This window comes from Pseudomonas sp. FG43, assembly GCF_057809175.1.
Genome location: NZ_JBMDJL010000014.1, coordinates 131,418 through 149,670, shown reverse-complemented (window position 1 = coordinate 149,670; position 18,253 = coordinate 131,418). Strand labels below are relative to the sequence as shown.

The following is an 18,253-nucleotide window of genomic DNA, read 5'->3' as shown; positions in this document are numbered from 1 at the left end:
TTCAGGTATGGCCGCTCATGACTGACCGCAGAACCTTTCTCAAACAGGCTGGCCTGCTCGCGGCTGCACTGCCCATGGGTGCCAGCCTGACCCACTCGGCCACGGCGGCCGCTATCGAACTGGCTCCCAAGGACAAATGGACCACCTTGCGCGGCCTGTTCAATCAGGACCCGGACTATATCCACTTCGCCAACTTCCTGATTACTTCGCACCCCAGGCCGGTGAGCGATGCCATCGAGCAACACCGGGCCAATATCGACCGCAACCCCGGCCTGGCCATGGACTGGGACCTGCAGGAAACCAGCCGTCGCGAAGACAAGGTTCGCGAGTGGGCCGGCAAGTACTTCAATGCCAGGCCCGGTCAGATCGCCCTGACCGGCAGCACAACCGAAGGTCTGGCCATTATCTATGGCGGCATTCATGTACGGCCGGATCAGGAAATCCTCACCACCGAACATGAACACTTCTGTACCCGCAACATCCTGAACTCGCGCAAGAAGAGAGAAGGCACACAGGTCCGCAAGATCCGCCTGTTCAAGGATTCCAGCACCGTTTCGACCGACGAGATCATCGGCAACATCGCCCGGGCCATTCGTCCCGAAACCCGCGTACTGGGGATGACCTGGGTGCAATCGGGCAGCGGCGTCAAGCTGCCGGTCGGTGAGATTGGTGCCCTGGTTCAGGAGCAGAACCGTAATCGCGACGACAAGGACCGCATCCTGTACGTGATCGATGGCGTACACGGTTTCGGGGTCGAGAACCTGGACTTCCCGAGCATGAACTGCGACTTCTTCGTCGCCGGGACCCACAAATGGATGTTCGGACCACGAGGCACCGGCATCATCTGCGCCCGCTCGGAGCAGTTGAAAGATGTCACCCCGCTGATCCCCAGTTTTTCGGAAGCGACCAACTTCGGCACGATCATGACACCCGGCGGCTACCACTCCTTCGAGCACCGCTGGGCGGTAGACAAGGCCTTTGAGTTGCACCTGCAACTGGGCAAGGCCGATGTCCAGTCGCGCATCCACCAGCTCAACACCTACATCAAGCAACGCCTGAAAGAACAGCCGGGCATCGAACTGGTCACGCCCATGGCGCCCGAGCTGTCGTCGGGGTTCAGTTTCTTCAGAGTCAAGGACCGCAACTGCGACGACGTGGCGGCCTGGTTGATGAAAAACCATGTAGTGGTCGATGCCGTGGATCGAGATATCGGACCGGTCGTGCGCACCGCTCCGGGCCTGCTCAATAACGAGGCCGAAATAGATCGCTTCCTGGCCGTCCTCGGCCAACACCCATGACGCTTGTCACCCGCTTTCAGTTTGCTGCCTTGAGGCCCGTTATGAACAACATGCTGTCCACTCTGTCACTGACCGCCCTGCTGGGTGCGCTGTTGCCAGCAGCCGCCATGGCCGCCACGCCCGAACCGGGCAAGGTGTTCAAGGACTGCAAGGACTGTCCGGAAATGGTCGTGTTGCCTGCCGGCACCTTCACCATGGGCGCACCGGAATCCGAACTCGGCCGCCAGCCCGACGAAGGCCCGCTGCATGAAGTGACCTTTGCCAAACCGTTCGCCATCAGCCAGTTCCAGGTGCTGAGCGGCGAGTGGAAGGCCTATATCAAAAGCACCGGCTACAAGATGCCCGATGGCGATACCCGTCCGGGTCGCGAGTGCAAGGCCGGACAGCCGCGCTATCCACTGACCGATCGCCAGCCTGCGGTGTGCATGGACTGGAACGAAGCCAAGGCCTACGCCGCCTGGCTGTCGAAGAAGACCGGCAAAACCTACCGGCTGGTCAGCGAGGCCGAGCGTGAATATGCAGCCCGTGGCGGCAGCACCGGCCCGTTCCCCTTCCCCATGGATGAAGGCAAGCAATACGGCATCGCCAAGCATGCCAACACCTATGGCCCGGAAGACGGTTTCAGCGTCACGGCCCCCGCGGGCAGCTACAGCCCCAATGACTTCGGCATCTATGACGCCCACGGCAACGTGTATGAGTGGACCGCCGATTGCGAAACCAGCAATTACAACGGCGCCCCCACCGATGGCAGTGCCTGGCTGGCCGGTGATTGCAGCTGGAAGATGATTCGCGGCAACGACTGGACCGAAGCGCCGATCTTCTCCCGCTCCGGTAACCGTAACAGCCGCAAGCCCGATGTACGTGGCGACTGGCTGGGCTTTCGGGTCGTTCGCGAACTCTGACGCTTTCACAACGCAATGCCGATCAGTCAAGGTCAATGAATCACTTTGCGGGAGGCAGCTTGCTGGCGACTCTGGCGTACAGACGCAGAATATCTGCCAGTTTTCAGGCCTTTTTCGCCAGCAAGCTGCCTCCCACAGGTTTTGCTTGTGCCTTGACTGATCGGCATTACCGCTACAACGGACAATAACGAGACAACAGCATGACACCCAAATCAGAAAGCCTCGCCCGGGAAACCCTGAGGATCCTCAAGCCATTCTGGTGGCTGGTGGTTCTCTCCACTGTGCTGGGGGTTGTCAGCGGCCTGAGCGTGACCGCCCTGCTGGCCACCATCAACAATGCGATGAACATGGCAGGCGGCCCCGACACCCACACCGCTCTGCTGTTCGCCGGCCTGTGCGTGCTGACCCTGGCCTGCTCTACTGTCTCGAACCTGTCGACCAACTATGTCGGCCAGCGTGTGGTCGCCAACCTGCGCCGGGAGCTGGCCGCCAAGGTGCTGGTCGCGCCCATCGAGCAACTGGAGCGCTACCGCTCACATCGCCTGATCCCGGTGCTGCTCAATGACGTGAACACCCTCAGCACCTTCGCCTTGTCGATTGCGCCGATGGTGATTTCGTTCACCGTCACTCTGGGCTGCCTGACGTATCTGGCCCTGCTCTCGTGGCAAATTCTGGCCCTGACGGTACTGACCGTGGTGCTGGGCACTGGCGCGCAGTACCTGGCTCATCATTTCGGAACCCGCAGCATCATCGCAGCACGTAACGGCGAAGACGAATTGCAAAAGCACTATCAGGCCCTGTCGGCCGGTGCCAAGGAACTGCGCATCCAGCGCAAACGCCGTCAGCACATGCTTGATGAGCAGATCCATGGCGCGACCGAGCGCATCTGCCGATCCAACGTGCGCGCCGCCAACATTTTCGTCAGCGCAGAAACCTTCGGCTCGATGCTGTTCTTCGCCGTCATCGGCATCGCCATTGCCTTTCAGGCGCTATGGCCAAGCACCGAAAAGACCGTGCTGGGCGGTTTCGTGCTGGTCATGCTGTATATGAAAGGCCCGCTGGAACGCCTGATCACCGCCCTGCCCGGCATCAGCCGCGCCCAGATCGCCATGCGCCGCATCGCCGAACTGTCGTGGAAATTCTCCAGCCCCGAGCCGCACCTGCTGGTCAGCGATCGCCCCAATACGCTGGCAAACATGCAGACCCTGGAATTGCATCAACTGCGTTATGACTACCCACCCGTGGAAGGCAGCGAGTCCTTCCATCTCGGCCCGGTCAACCTGAGCATCAAACAGGGCGATATCGTATTCATTGTGGGCGAGAACGGCTGCGGCAAGACCACGCTTATCAAGTTGCTGCTAGGGCTTTACAAGCCACAGCAAGGTGAAATCCGCCTCAACGGCAAAGCGGTCATGCCAGAAGAGCTGGACGATTATCGCCAGTTGTTCACCACCATCTTTGCCGACTACCACCTGTTCGACGAACCGATGCAGGGCGAAGCGAAACTGCCTGCCGATGCGGGTAAATACCTGGAGCGTCTGGATATCGCTCACAAGGTCAGCATCCGCGATGGCGCTTTTACCACCACCGACCTGTCCACCGGCCAACGCAAGCGCCTGGCCCTGATCAATGCCTGGCTGGACGAGCGCCAGGTGCTGGTGTTCGACGAATGGGCCGCCGATCAGGACCCGGCGTTCCGCCGCGTGTTCTACACCGAGCTGTTGCCCGAACTCAAGCAGCAAGGCAAGACCATCATCGTCATCTCCCACGACGACCGGTATTTCCCGATTGCCGACCAACTGGTGCGCATGCAGGCCGGCAAGATCGACGTGGAACAGGTGCAGGCCGAACAGGTATCTGCCTGAATCCAGCCCGTTATCCATGACATGGCCCCGCCCGGCTCAGACCGCGAGCGGGGCTTTTTTTGCTCTTGGGAAACACCAGAAATGGCCTTGCGCCATCTTTTTAAAGGCAAATGTGAAAAATTCATTAAATAACTGAGAGGCATTTTCGTTCTCTTTAGCAACAAACCTGCGCGGGCATCTGTCGTCAGCCTGGCTCCCTGTAAAAAGTTGAACAGCGTCTGCTCCGATTCTGCACAAGCCAGCTTCCGGACAGGCCTGAACAACGCTCTTTGATCTCCCTGCCAATACCAACTAGAAAGAGCCACTCCATGTACACACCATCACGACTCACACCACTGAGCAAGGCCTTGCTGATCAGCCGCATGTTCCGCCCAAGACCTGCCATGGCAGCAATTGGTCTGGCGCTGAGCATGCCCATGGCCGCCCAGGTACAAGCCCAGGAAATCGAGTTCAGTATCCCGGCCCAACCGCTGAGCAGTGCCCTGAGTCAACTGGAAAGCCAGGGTGGTGTGCGCGCGGTTTATAGCCCGGCGGACGTACAAGGTAAAACCAGCGGCGCAGTACAAGGCAAGTTCACTCCGGCACAGGCAGCGGGGAAACTGCTGGCCGGAGCAGGCCTGACCTACAGCCTGCAAGGCAATGCACTGACCCTGAGTGCGCAGGACTCATCGGCGGCCATCAACCTGGCACCGACCGCGATTGACTCCCAGTCTCTGGGCACCACCACTGACGGCACCGGCTCCTACACCACCGGTGCGACCACTATCGGCAAGGGCGCAGCACAATCATTGCGTGAAACGCCGCAATCGGTCACGGTCATGACCCGTCAGGTCATGGACGACAATAACCTCACCAGCCTGAGCGAGGTGCTGGAAGACACCCCTGGCATCAGCTTCCAGTACCGTAACTTCGGTGGTCACGTGTATACCTCCCGTGGCTTCTCGCTGCTGGCGGAAAGCTTTCTGGTCGATGGCATTGGCGGCCAGGGCTACCAGATCACCGGCTGGATGCAGCCGGACATGGCGATTTATGACCGCGTTGAAGTATTGCGCGGCGCTTCGGGCCTGCTGGTGGGCGCAGGCCAACCCGGTGGTGCAGTGAATCTGGTGCGCAAGCGTCCGACCGCCGAGAACAAGTTCTCGATCACTACCCGTGCGGGCTCATGGGATCAGTACCGCGTCGACCTGGATGGCAGCGGCAAGCTCAATGATTCGGGCACTGTCCGTGGCCGCATGGTGGCCGCTTATGAAGACAACGGCTCGTATCAGGATAACCGCAACAGCCGCACGCCCCTGCTGTACGGCATCCTCGAAGCCGATGTGACCGACGACACCACGCTGACCATGAGCCTGCGTCGTCAGGAAAAGGTCATCAACGGCTACTCGATCTACGGCCTGCCGCGTTATAGCAACGGGCAGTCGCTGGATCTTTCCCGTTCGACGAACCTGGCTCCCAAATGGAACCGTCTCGAAACCTACATGAACGAAGCCTTCTTTGAAGTCGAGCATCGCTTCAACGAAAACTGGCTCAACAAGACCTCCCTGACCTACTCCGAAGGCGGATTCGATCAGGCCGTTGCATTTGCACGTGGTGCAGTCAACCCGACAACACTGGCTGGCTCACGCTTCCAGAGCACGCTGTTTCGCGATGATGAAGTCAACAGCCTGGGCTTGAACAGCCAGCTGGAAGGCAAGTTCGACGCCTTCGGCCTGTCCCATGAGGTCACTTTGGGTGCTGACTGGTCGAGACAGAGAGCAGACAACAAGAACGTCACAATCGCGACTCCCCTTGCCATCAATATCTTCGATGTCGACACCAGCTCACTTGCCAAACCGGTGAATACAGGCTGGACAAGCAATTACGTCTCGACTGAAGAACGAGCTGGCCTCTACGCCAATACCCGCATCCACCTGACCGAGCCTTTGAGCCTGGTACTGGGAGGACGCCTCAGTTGGTTCGAGTATGACTACAACGCCAAATACGGCCCGGCCCTGTCCTATGAATCCAAACAGACTCAGGAATTTACACCTTTCGCCGGCCTGATTTATGACATCAACGACAACTGGTCCTGGTATGCCAGCTATGCGGATATCTTCACCCCGCAAGCCGCTTACAGACAGGTCGGCGGCGCCCCGCTGGACCCGGCCATTGGCTCCAACTACGAAACGGGTATCAAGGGTGAACTGTTCGACAAGCGACTGAACCTGTCGATGGCTCTGTTCTATATCAAGCAGAAAGACGTGGCCTATGTCGACCAGACGACAGAAGAGCTCTGCCCAGGCGGCTCTGACAACACCTGCTACGTCCAGGGCGGCATCAAGCGCAGCAAAGGTGTTGAAATCGAAGCAAGTGGCGAAGTACTGCCAGGGCTTCAGGTCTTTGGCGGCTACACCTTCAACCAGTTGGCAAACAGTTCCGATATGGAAGTGGCCTACGAGACGCCAAAACACATGCTGCGTCTGAACACCAGCTATAACCTGCCCGGCGCCTGGAACCGTCTGACTCTGGGCGCTGGCGTATCGGCTGACTCCGGTTATACAGTACCGTCCAACGATCAACTGGGTGTTGCAGGCCGCGCCATCTGGGATGCACGCGCCTCCTGGAAGCTCGACGAGCACTGGACCGTCGCTCTGAACGCCGACAACCTGTTTGATCGCAAGTACTACACCACAGCCGTGGCTCTGGATCGCTCCAACCTGTACGGCGAACCACGCAGCTACGTCCTGACCCTGCGCGGCGACTTCTGATCCCGCTCACTGTCTGCGGATGAATCGATCCGCAGCGCACCACAAAAAGACCAGAGGCCAACCTCTGGTCTTTTTTATTTACAGAATTCACTAAATTGATTCCGACCTCATTCGTATGGATTCTTTATGAATCACGCTGAAAAAACGTGCCGTGAACAGACTGCTTTCAACGCAGCATGACCGAACGCAGTAGTTTTCACATAGCCTGGTAAAGGACGACCAGAGGCAGTGCCCCATACGGCTGTATGGTTTACCCTGCGTTACTGATCGAAGAGCCATCACTATGCAATCACGCACCCGCCCTCCACTGCCTGTCCGCCTGCTGCTCCAGCCAAGGCCTGCGATGAGAGTGGTGAGCCTTGCGCTGCTGATGGCGTTCAAGGGTGAGGCCCTGGCTCAGGAAATCGAGTTCGATATCCCCGCCCAACCCCTGAACAGCGCCCTGAATGAGCTGGGGCGCCAGGGTGATCTGCAAGTGCTGTACAACCCGGACGATATCAAGGGCAAAAGCAGCCAGACCGTGCGCGGCAGGTTCACCCCCGAGCAGGCAGCCAGAAACCTGCTCGAACAGGCCAGAGTGCCTTACAGCCTTGAAAACAACACCCTGACGCTAACCGCCATTGTGCCTCCGGTCAGCCTCAAGCCCTTGTCGATTCAGGCGCCGCCGACAGGCCTGACGACCGAAGGCTCGGGTTCTTACACCACGTCCGCAGTGAGCATCACCAAAAGCGCCCAGTCCCTGCGTGAAATTCCGCAGTCGGTGAGTGTCGTGACCCGCCAGTTGATGGACGACAAGAACCTCTACAGCCTGGAAGACGTGATGGCCCAGGCCACCGGCGTCACCTTTTCCCAGCGCAATTTCGGTTCCCATGTCTTCAGTTCCCGTGGCTTTGCCATGGAGGACGAGAGCTACACCATCGACGGCATATCCGGTCAGGGCTATAGCGTGACCGGCTGGATGACTCCCGATATGGAAATCTATGACCGGGTGGAAATCCTCCGGGGCGCTGCAGGGCTGCTGATCGGCGCAGGCAACCCCGGCGGCACGGTGAATCTGGTACGTAAACGTCCTACCGCCATACCGCAGTTTTCGATCACTACCCGCGCCGGCACCTGGGACAACTATCGGGTCGATCTGGATGGCAGCAGCAAGCTGAACGATTCAGGCAGCATTCGTGGCCGTTTCGTGGCGTCCTATGCGGATCGTGGTTACTTCATCGATGGCCTGGAGAAGTCTGCACCTCTGCTGTACGGCATCCTGGAAACCGATCTGAGTGACGACACGACCCTGGCTGTAGGTCTGCGTCGCCAGGAAGCCGACATCAAAGGATTCACCATCTTCGGCCTGCCCCGCTACAGCGATGGCGGTGCCATCGACCTGCCGCGCTCGACCTCTCTGGCTCAGGACTGGAACCGTCACCAGACCAGTACGGACGAAGTGTTCACGGAGCTGGATCATCACTTCAGCGAGAGCTGGTCGGGCACATTGTCCGCCACCCACTCCACGGGTTCATTCGAGCAGAAAGTGGCTTATGCCCAAGGCGCCATCGACCCGACGACATTGACCGGCTCCCGTATCGCCCGGACCCTGTTTCGCTCCGACCAGTTGCAAAGCAACGGCTTCGACGCGCACATGGATGGTCATTTCGAGGCCTTCGGCCTGGAGCACCAACTGACCTTCGGCGGCAACTGGTCGGAGCAGACGCGCAAGTCCAGGCAGGTCAACGTAACGTCCAACCAGCCAATCGACATCTTCAACCCCGACAACCACCTGATTGCCGAACCGGCACAGCCCGACTGGACTTCCATCACCGATTTCAGCGACAAACGCTATGGTGCCTACACCAATCTGCGCCTGCATCTCTCCGAATCGTTGAGCCTGGTCATGGGCGGTCGCCTCAGTTGGTATGACTACCAGACCCAGGCGGCAGGCGTCACCCGTAAGTCCAGGGAGGAACATGAAGTCACGCCGTTCATAGGCACGATCTACGACCTGGACCCGAACTGGTCGCTGTATGCCAGCTACACCGATATCTTTCTGCCGCAAAGCGTTTACCGGGATGCCGCTGGCAACCTGCTGGAACCGGCCATAGGCTCCAACTACGAAACCGGCATCAAGGGCGAACTGTTCGATCAGCGCCTGAACCTTTCGTTTGCGTTGTTCTACGTCAAGCAAAAGGATGTGGCCATAGAGGACAACACCCACCCTGGCGAGTGCCTGATGAACGATATCTACGGCACCTGCTACCTGAACGGCAATATCCGGCGCAGCAAGGGCTTTGAAGTAGAAGCCAGCGGCGAACCCTTGCCCGGCCTGCAAACCGTGGCGGGCTACACCTTCAATATGACCCGTGGCAGCGACGGCCAGTCCATTTCGGCCGAAACACCCCGACACCTGTTTCGCATGACCGGCAACTACACCCTGCCCGGCACCTGGAACCGTCTGACCCTCGGCGCCGGGGTTTCGGCCCAGAGCGGCTATTCGGAAGCGGAATCATCAGCAGAAATCAAAAACCCCGGCCGCGCTATCTGGGACGCCAGAGCCTCCTGGAAAATCGACGAAAACTGGAGCGTGGCCCTGAACGGCAATAACCTGCTGGATCGCAAGTATTACAAGGCGACCGGGGATGTCGACCGAGGGAATTATTACGGCGACCCGCGCAATTACATGCTCACATTGCGTGGGGAGTTTTAGAGCTGCCGAAGGCAGCAGCGGCAAGCTACAAGCTACAAGCTACAAGCTACAAGCTACAAGCTACAAGCTTTTGACTTAAAGCTTAAAGCTTGCCACTTGCCACTTGCCGCTTGCCGCTCACCTCCCCTTCAGTTCTTCTACAACCCCATCCAAAAACGCCTCCCCTATCACAATGTTGTCGTGCCGTTCCTGGATCGTGGTCGAGGAGCGCAGCCCGTTTACCGAGCATTGTTCTTCAACCACGGCTTGCGCCTTGAGGATCTGATCCGGTTCGCGGCTTTGTCCTGCCCACCAGCAATCCACTTTCACGTCCAGTGTCTTGAGGGTGAAGGCTTCGGCCAGTACGGCATTGGCGTGCAGCAGTTTGTAGCCGGTTTCGATTTCATCCTGGATCGCGATGTCCTGGAACACGCTGCGCAGGCTTTCGACGCCGATACCGGCATCCTGTGCAACCTGTTCGATCACCCGGTCAGCGATTTCACGTTCATCCTTGAGCGATACCCTGGCGCTTGCGATCAGCTCGATAACACGCTCACGGGCCAGCCCCGGCACGAACGCCACCAGACTCTGGATCAGGCTCTGAAACAGGTTCTGGTCCTGATTCCGTGCCCGGACTTCAGGGTCTTCCTCGATCCAGCTCAGGCCTGCGCAAGCCGGCAGCATCGTGTCCACCAGCGCCAGGAAGTTCACCTTGTCGCCGCCACGTTCCAGGATATGTGCGACATCGATGGCCAAGGCTCCGCCCAGGGACCAGCCCAGCAGGTTGTATGGTCCGACAGGCTGGGTGAGTCTGATCTGCTCGACGAAGTAACCGACCATTTCCTCCCATGACCTGTCGAACCAGCCCGGCACCACATAGGCCTTGTTGACCAGACCATACACCGGCCGATCTTCGCTCAGCCTGCCTGCCAGCGGGTAATAGGAGTAAGTGCCGCCGCCACCGGGCGGCAAGCAGAACAGCGGGGTTTTGTCAGACTGGCTGTTGTTCATGCGGATGACCGCAGACTTGACCTTCGCCTTGCCTGCCCGCAGGAAGTCAGCCAGTTCGCCCAGAGTCTGCATCAACAGGAAATCATGCAGTTTGATGGAGATATCGAACGCTTCGCGAATCCTGCCCGCCAGGGACACCGCCAACAGCGAGTGGCCACCAAGAGCAAAGAAATTGTCGTTGAGGCCCACACGCTCGACTTTCAGCACGTCCGCCCAGAGACCGGCAAGCCGCTCTTCCAGTTCGGTACGTGGCGCCACATAACCTTGTTGCAACTGGCTGGCATCGGGCTTTGGCAGGGCCTTGCGGTCCAGCTTGCCGTTGGCGGTCAGCGGCATGACTTCCAGCGCGACAAAGTGCGTCGGCACCATGTAATCCGGCAGCAGCGTCTTGAGGTGATCCTTCAATCCATTCGCATCCTGCGCGCCATCGTTCGCGACCCAGTAGGCTGCAAGCTGCTTGCCGCTCGGGCCGTCGATATCGATCACATGGGCTTCGCGCACGCCCGGATGTTCATTGAGCCGCGCCTCGATTTCACCCAGTTCGATGCGCAGCCCGCGGATCTTGACCTGATGGTCGATCCGGCCTGCATAGTCGATCACCCCATCGGCACCGTAGCGCGCCAGGTCGCCGGTACGATAAAGGCGACCGCCATTGGCCGAGAACGGATCGGGCACGAATCGTTCGGCAGTCAGCGCAGCACGTTGGTGATAACCCCGTGCCAGACCCACACCGCCCAGATACAACTCGGCCGCGGCACCACGGGCTGCCGGTAGCAGGCCGTCATCCAGAATGTGCATCTTGAGGTTATCGATAGGCTGGCCGATCGGCACGCTCAGGGTATCTTCCGGCGTGCAGGTCCAGTGGGTCACATCGATGGCGGCTTCGGTCGGGCCATAGAGGTTGAACAGACCGGCTTGCGGCAAACGCTTGAGCACTTGCGACGCCAGTTCAGCTGGCAAGGCCTCACCACTGCACACCACGCGGCGCAGGCTGTGGCAGTTTTCCACCTGCTCATGGGTCATGAAGGCCTGAAGCATCGAGGGTACGAAGTGCAGGGTCGTGACGTTGTAGCGGGTAATGGTCTGCACCAGACGCTCAGGGTCCCGATGATCCCCCGGCAAGGCTATCGCCAGACGTGCGCCGGTGAGCAGCGGCCAGAAGAACTCCCAGACCGAAACGTCGAAACTGAACGGGGTTTTCTGCAACACGGTGTCGCTGGCATCCAGCCCGTAGGCTTTCTGCATCCAGTGCAGCCGGTTGACCAGGGCGCGATGGCTATTGCCAGCGCCTTTGGGTTTACCCGTCGAGCCTGAGGTGTAGATCACATACGCCAGGTTTTCGGGATGGGTGCGATTGACCGGGTTGTCCTGACTGTAAGCCTCCAGCCAGTCGCCTTCCTGATCCAGGCACAACGACTGAACATGATCAGGCACCGGCAGGCCTTGCAGCAACGAAGTCTGGGTCAGCAACAGGCCAATGCCGCTGTCAGCCAGCATATAGGCCAGACGATCCTGCGGATAATCCGGGTCCAGCGGCACATAAGCCCCACCGGCCTTGATAATCGCCAGCAAGCCGATCACCAGTTCCAGGCTGCGCTCGACGCAGATCCCCACCAGCGCATCAGGACCGATACCCGACTCGCGCAGTTTGTGAGCCAACTGGTTGGCGCGTGCGTTCAGTTGCGCATAGCTCATCTGCTGATTGTCGAAGATCAGCGCCGGAGCATCGGGGGTCGCCAGCACCTGGGCTTCGATCAGGGTTTGTACGCACCGCTCGCCCGGGAACTCGGCAGAGGTGGCGTTCCATTCGTGCAGAATCTGTTGCTGCTCCTGTTCATCCAGCAACGACAGCTCGCCGATGGCAGCAGCCGGATCACGCACCAGCGCCTGAAGCAGGTGCTGGAAGTGGGTTGCCAGTTGCGTCACCACGTCTTCACTGAAGTACTGACGGGCGTAGCTCAGGCGCAGGGACAGCGTCTCGCCCAGATTCACCACCAGGGTCAGCGGGTAATGCGTCTGTTCCTGGTTGATCAGGCCACTGAAGGCCAGGCCGTCCGGCGACGCCTGTTGCAGGGCTTCGGACACCGGGTAGTTCTCGAACACCAGAATGTTGTCGAACAACGCCTCGCCGCCGCTGGCCGCCAGACGCTGGATTTCGTACAGCGGTGTATGTTCGTACTCGCGCAAGGCAATGTTCTTGGCCTGCACCTGCTGCACCCAGTCCGCCACTGTCTGCTCAGGACGTGGGCTGGCGATGACCGGCAAGGTATTGATGAACAGGCCAAGTTGCTCTTCGACACCCGGCAAGTCCGCCGGGCGTCCTGCCACGGTTGCGCCAAAGGTCACGCTGGATTGCCCGGTGTAGCGCTGCAACAGCAGCAGCCATGCCGATTGCACCAGAGTGTTGAGCGTCACGCGCTGCTCGCGGGCAAACTCGCTCAGGCGCTGGGTGCCAACAGCATCGATCAGGTGGAAGTAATCGCCATAACCCTGCCCGCCTGCACTGGATTTAAGCGCCTGGACCAGACGGGTCGGCTCGTCCAGTTCAGCCACCTGTTCCGTCCAGAAGCGCTCGCTGGCCTGTGCATCCTGGCGTTGCAGCCATTCGATGTAATCGCGATAACGGCTACCCTGTTGTGGCATTGGCTGACCGCTGTAGCGTTGCAGCACTTCGCCCAACAGACGCGAACTGCTCCAGCCGTCCATGAGGATGTGATGGCTGGTGTAGATCAGGTGATGAGTGTTGTCGCCGGTGCGTAATACCGCCAGACGCAAGAGCGGCCCCTGAGCCAGATAGAAACCTTTCTGCCGATCCGTTTGTGCCCAGTTATCCAGCCAGACAGAGGATTGCCCCTGAGCATCCAGCTCGACAAACGGCACGTTCACTGTGCGCTGCACTACTTGCAGCGAGTGTTCCAGATGGCTGACGAATCCGCTGCGCAACACTTCATGAGCATCCACTGTCGCCTGCCACGCCGCCTGGAAGCGCCCGACTTCAAGACCGGCCACATCGACGCGCATCTGGTTGATGTAGTTGCCCGCCTCTTCCTCGAACAGAGTGTGGAACAGCATGCCTTGCTGCATCGGCGAGAGCGGGTAGATGTCTTCGATTTCACGCGGATTGATCGACAGTTGCCCCAGTTGTTTCTGGCTCAAACGGGCCAGCGGGAAGTCGGACGGGGTAATGCCGCTCGCGCCCTCGGTGGTGCAATGGGCGATCAGTTGCTGCAATTCCCGGGCGTATTCATCGGCCAGGCGCTGCACGGTATCGGGCTCGAAAACCGCCGCGCTGAAACTCCAGCTCAGGCGCAACTCGCCGTTGTAGACCTGACCATTGATACTGATCGGGGCCGCCAGCGGGGCCTCACTGCTCTGGGACGTGCCACTGCTTTCCCCCGAGGGTGCGAACAGCGCATCGCTGGCATCGAAACTGCCATCGAACTGGCCCAGGTAATTGAAGACAATGCTGCCCTGCGCCAGTTGTTGCAGGCTCTGCCGCACAGGTTCTGCGCCGAGATAACGCAACACGCCGTAACCGATGCCCTTGTTGGGGATGGCACGCAGTTGCTCCTTGATCGACATGATCGAATCGGCAAGCTCCGCATGCGGAGTGAGCCTGACCGGATACAGGCTGCTGAACCAGCCAACGGTGCGGCTCAGGTCAATGTCGTCGAACAGGTCTTCGCGACCATGGCCTTCCAGCCTGATCAAGGCATCGGGCTGGCCAGTCCAGCGGCTGATCACACGGGCCAGCGCGGTCAGCAGCAGGTCGTTGATCTGGGTGCGATAGGCGGCCGGAGCGTCCTGTAGCAATTGCCGTGTCAGGTCGCCGTTCAAGTGAGTGGTCACGGAGGTGGCGTGTTTCTGCTGCTGCCCGCCGTCCGGATGGTCGACCGGCAAGGCATCGCTGACGTCCTGCAACTGCGCTTGCCAGTAAGCCAGCTCCGACGCCAGCGCCGGACTTTGGGCGTAAGTGTGCAACTGCTCAGCCCAGGCCTTGAGGGAACTGGTCTTGGTCGGCAACGCCAGAGCCTTGCCGGTATTCAGCGCAACGTAAGCCTGTTGCAGGTCTTCCAGCAATACACGCCACGACACGCCGTCCACTACCAAGTGATGGATGACCAGCAGCAGACGCTGTTCGCCTTCGGGCAGGCTCACCAGCACTGCTCGCAGCAGCGGGCCATTCTTCAGGTCCAGGCTGCGCTGGGCTTCGTCGGCCAGTTCGGTCAGGCGCGACAGATCGTCCAGCTCATGCACCCACAGCAGGTCGCGGGTGGACAGCGGCCCGAAGGTCGCCTGCCACTCGCCATCCTGTTGGGCAAAGCCCAGGCGCAGAGCGTCATGCTGCTCGATCAAGGCTTGCAAGGCCGCCAGCAGATGACTGGCTTCCAGCGGGCTGTTGGGCTTGAGCATCACCGACTGGTTCCAGTGATGGCGCTCGGGAATGTTCATCTCGAAGAAACGTGCCTGGATCGGCAGCAGCGGCAGGTTTCCGCTGACCTGCTCGACCACCGCAGCAGGCTTCTTCTGGATCAGCTTGGCCACCGTCGCCAACTGGGCGATGGTCTGTTTCTCGAACAGTTGCTTGGGGCTCAGCTTGAGGCCCTGACGCTTGGCGCGGGCGATGATTTGCAGGCTGAGGATCGAATCCCCGCCCAGCTCGAAGAAGTTGTCGGTCGTGCCGACTTTCTCCAGCTTGAGTACATCGGCCCAGACGGCGGCGAGCTTTTCCTCGATCTCGCCGACCGGTGCGGTATAGCGCTGTTTGACCACGCCCGGCTTGGGCAGCGCACGCTTGTCCAGCTTGCCGTTGGCGGTCAGCGGCAGGCGTTCCAGCACCACGAACTGCGCAGGCACCAGGTATTCCGGCAGGCTGGCGGTCAATTGTTCACGCAGGGCTTCCACTTCCAGCTTCGTACCCGCCGTTGGCACGCAATAGGCCACCAGTTGCAGGCGGGATTCGTCGCTTTCCAGCGGCAAGGCCAGCACCACGGCTTCGGCCACGCCATCCAGCGCTTGCAGCACCTGGCCGACCTCACCCGGCTCGACCCGATAGCCGCGAATCTTTACCTGATCGTCGGCACGGCCCAGATATTCCAACAAACCGTCTACCCGGCGCGCACGGTCACCGGCGCGATACAGACGCTCGCCATCGCCTTCCGGGTCCGGCACGAAACGCTCGGCAGTCATGGCCGCGCGTCCCAGATAACCTTGAGCCAGGCCGCGACCACCCAGATACAACTCACCGGCCACCCGCTCGGCCATCGGGTTCAGCCAGGCGTCCAGCACCCGCGCCTTGCCGTTGGCCAGGGGTTGTCCCACGGGCACGCTGCGGCAGGCCTCGAGTTTTTCCTGCACCTCATGGGTCAGAATACCCACCGTGGTTTCGGTCGGGCCGTAGTGGTTGACGATCCTGCAACCCGGTTTGAGGGTTCTGATCTGTTCGATCAAGGCCCAGGAACTGGCCTCGCCACCCAGAATCAGCATCTGCTCCGGCAGCACATCGGAGGACCTTGCCGCCTGCAATAAGCCTTGCAGGTGGCTCGGCACGATCTTCAACACTGCCACCTGATGCTCGGCCATGTACGCGGCGAAACCATCGGGATCGAATGCCTGTTCATGGGACAGCAAATGCAGTTGACGACCGGATGCTAGGGCGCCGAACAACAGCGTATGCCCAAGGTCCGCAGCCACGGTGGACACCATGGCCATGCTCGCCTCGGCGCTCAGAGAAAGACGCTGGAGCACGCCTTGCAGATAGTTGGCCAGCGCGCCATGGCTGATGACCACGCCTTTGGGCTGCCCGGTGGAGCCGGAGGTGTAGATGATGTAGGCCGGTTGCTGCGCCAGCACTTGAATATTCAACGGGCTTTTATCGACATCGGCCCACAGGCTGGCGTCATAGGCCAGCACCGGGCAGACACCCAGGCTGGCAGCCTTGTCATCGCCTCGGGCGTGGATCAGCAGCACCGCGCCGCTGTCTCTGGCCAGTTGCTGCAAGCGCTCGGCAGGTTGCTGGGTATCCAGCGGCAGGTAAACCGCACCCAGTTTCAGCACAGCCAGCAGACTGACCACCCACTCCACCGAACGGTCCTGACACAGCGCCACGGTCATGCCAGAGGCAATGCCTTCGCCTTGCAGATAACGGGCGAACTGGCTGGAGCGCTGTTCCAGCTCGTCATAGCTCAGCACTTGCTGACCAACACGCAATGCCGGCTTGCCCTGCCCGGCTTGCAGGCCTTTTTGCCACAGGGTCAGGAAATCGGAACTGGCGAAATCGGCAGTTCGAGGTGCAGCCGGAGCCGTGACGGCAAGCGGATGATCCGCCAGGCGCTCGCCGGAATGCGCCACCAGCGCTTCCAGCACGTCATGCAACGACGCCGCGATACGCTCGATGGTCGAAGCCTCGAACAGGTCGGTGGCGTAGGTGAAATAACCGCGCAACCCCGACGGGGTGTCGGTGAAGTCAAAGGCCAGGTCGAAACGCGCATCACCGCCGCCCACCGGGAACTCGGCCACGGTCAGCCCGGCCACCGCCGTACCGGCGTTGCCTTGATCACCGGCAAAGACATGCTGGTTGATCTTGAACTGGAACAGCGGGTTGTGGCCCAGATTACGCTCGGGGGCCAAGGCATCCACCAGATGCTCGAACGGCAACTCCTGATGGGACTGCGCCCCCATCACCACGTTCTTGACCTGATCCAGCAGCTCGACGAAGGTCTGGCGCTCATCCACCTGAATGCGCAGCACGTGGGTATTGATGAAGAAGCCGATCAGACCTTCCAGTTCATTGCGGGTACGACCGGCATTGGGCGCGCCGATGCGGATATCGGCCTGACCGCTGTAGCGCGACAACACCACCGACAGCGCGGCCAGGGTCAGCATGAATACGGTCTGGCCGTTGTTGCGCGCCAGAATCTTGAGCCGGGCGGAAAGTTTTTCCGGCAGGTCTGCCCGCACAATGGCACCGCGATAGCTCGGCTGGACAGGCCGTTCATGGTCCAGCGGCAATTCCAGCAATGGATGCTCGGTGCCCAGTTGTTGCTTCCAGTATTCGAGTTGACGCTCACCCTCGCCGGCTTCCAGCCAGGCGCGCTGCCAGATGGCGTAGTCGGCATATTGAATCGCCAGTGGCGGCAATTGAGCAGGCTGTCCGGCGACCTGCGCCTGATAGAGCTGAACGAATTCACGAATCAGCAACTCACCCGACCAGCCATCGGAGACCACGTGATGCATGCACACGGTCAACACATGCTCGGCGTCGTTCAGGCGGAACAGTTTCACCCGCAGCAGCGTGCCGCTCAGCAGATCAAAGGGCGCCTGCAATTCGGCTTTGACCTGCGCCTCAATGTCGTCGTGGCTGGCATAGGCGACGTCCAGTGCGACGGTCGCCTGTTCAAGGATTTCCTGATGAAACTCGCCGTCTACCGATACGAATCGGGTGCGCAGGGTTTCATGGCGCTGCACCAGCAGTTCAAGAGCCTGCGCCAGGGAGCGCTCATCCAGCGGGCCATTCAGACGCACAGCCAGCGGAACGTTGTAGGCGATATTGCCCGGCTCCAGTTGCCAGAGGAACAGCATGCGCTGCTGGGCGTATGACAACGGGATACGTTGCACGTCATGGCGGGTTACCGCGATGGGCAACAACCTGAAGCTTTGCCCGGTCTCGCTCATCTTGGCGAGGATCTGGCGACGCTGCTCCACGGGCAAACCGACGAAGCGCTGGGCAATACGTTCTGCTGCAGACTTGTCCATG

General features: G+C 60.1%; 6 protein-coding genes. 5 read left to right on the top strand and 1 reads right to left on the bottom strand.

The genetic code is table 11. The annotated features are described in order from the left end of the window. Window positions 1-17 precede the first annotated feature (17 nt). The 5 genes from pvdN (at window position 18) to ACODS3_RS17350 (ending at window position 9,507) form a co-directional block, all read left to right on the top strand. Entirely contained in the window at window positions 18-1,298 is a 1,281-nt protein-coding gene (pvdN, locus tag ACODS3_RS17370; RefSeq protein WP_489035444.1) for a pyoverdine-tailoring periplasmic protein PvdN, read from the top strand. A gap of 41 nt (window positions 1,299-1,339) precedes the next feature. Continuing rightward, window positions 1,340-2,200, top strand: a complete 861-nt coding sequence (pvdO, locus tag ACODS3_RS17365) for a dihydropyoverdine dehydrogenase (protein WP_371856538.1) — start codon at window positions 1,340-1,342, stop codon at window positions 2,198-2,200. 200 nt (window positions 2,201-2,400) lie between these two features. Next, entirely contained in the window at window positions 2,401-4,065 is a 1,665-nt protein-coding gene (locus tag ACODS3_RS17360; RefSeq protein ID WP_201020433.1) for a cyclic peptide export ABC transporter, read from the top strand. Between the two features lie 308 nt (window positions 4,066-4,373). Next, on the top strand, window positions 4,374-6,812 hold the full coding sequence (locus ACODS3_RS17355) for a TonB-dependent siderophore receptor (protein ID WP_374063493.1): 2,439 nt from the start codon (window positions 4,374-4,376) through the stop codon (window positions 6,810-6,812). 343 nt (window positions 6,813-7,155) lie between these two features. Further along, window positions 7,156-9,507, top strand: coding sequence for a TonB-dependent siderophore receptor (locus ACODS3_RS17350; protein WP_201020440.1), 2,352 nt, complete (start codon window positions 7,156-7,158; stop codon window positions 9,505-9,507). Between the two features lie 117 nt (window positions 9,508-9,624). Here ACODS3_RS17350 and ACODS3_RS17345 read toward each other — a convergent pair whose 3' ends face one another. Further along, window positions 9,625-18,252 (bottom strand): amino acid adenylation domain-containing protein, encoded by an 8,628-nt coding sequence (locus ACODS3_RS17345; RefSeq protein ID WP_489035441.1) that lies wholly within the window; start codon window positions 18,250-18,252, stop codon window positions 9,625-9,627. Between the last annotated feature and the right edge of the window lies 1 nt (window position 18,253).

What these genes read in the sequence shown, in the direction of transcription:
- pvdN (WP_489035444.1), top strand. Translation starts at nt 18, where the DNA reads ATGACTGACCGCAGAACCTTTCTCAAACAGGCTGGCCTGCTCGCGGCT.
- pvdO (WP_371856538.1), top strand. Translation starts at nt 1,340, where the DNA reads ATGAACAACATGCTGTCCACTCTGTCACTGACCGCCCTGCTGGGTGCG.
- ACODS3_RS17360 (WP_201020433.1), top strand. Translation starts at nt 2,401, where the DNA reads ATGACACCCAAATCAGAAAGCCTCGCCCGGGAAACCCTGAGGATCCTC.
- ACODS3_RS17355 (WP_374063493.1), top strand. Translation starts at nt 4,374, where the DNA reads ATGTACACACCATCACGACTCACACCACTGAGCAAGGCCTTGCTGATC.
- ACODS3_RS17350 (WP_201020440.1), top strand. Translation starts at nt 7,156, where the DNA reads ATGAGAGTGGTGAGCCTTGCGCTGCTGATGGCGTTCAAGGGTGAGGCC.
- ACODS3_RS17345 (WP_489035441.1), bottom strand. Translation starts at nt 18,252, where the DNA reads ATGGACAAGTCTGCAGCAGAACGTATTGCCCAGCGCTTCGTCGGTTTG.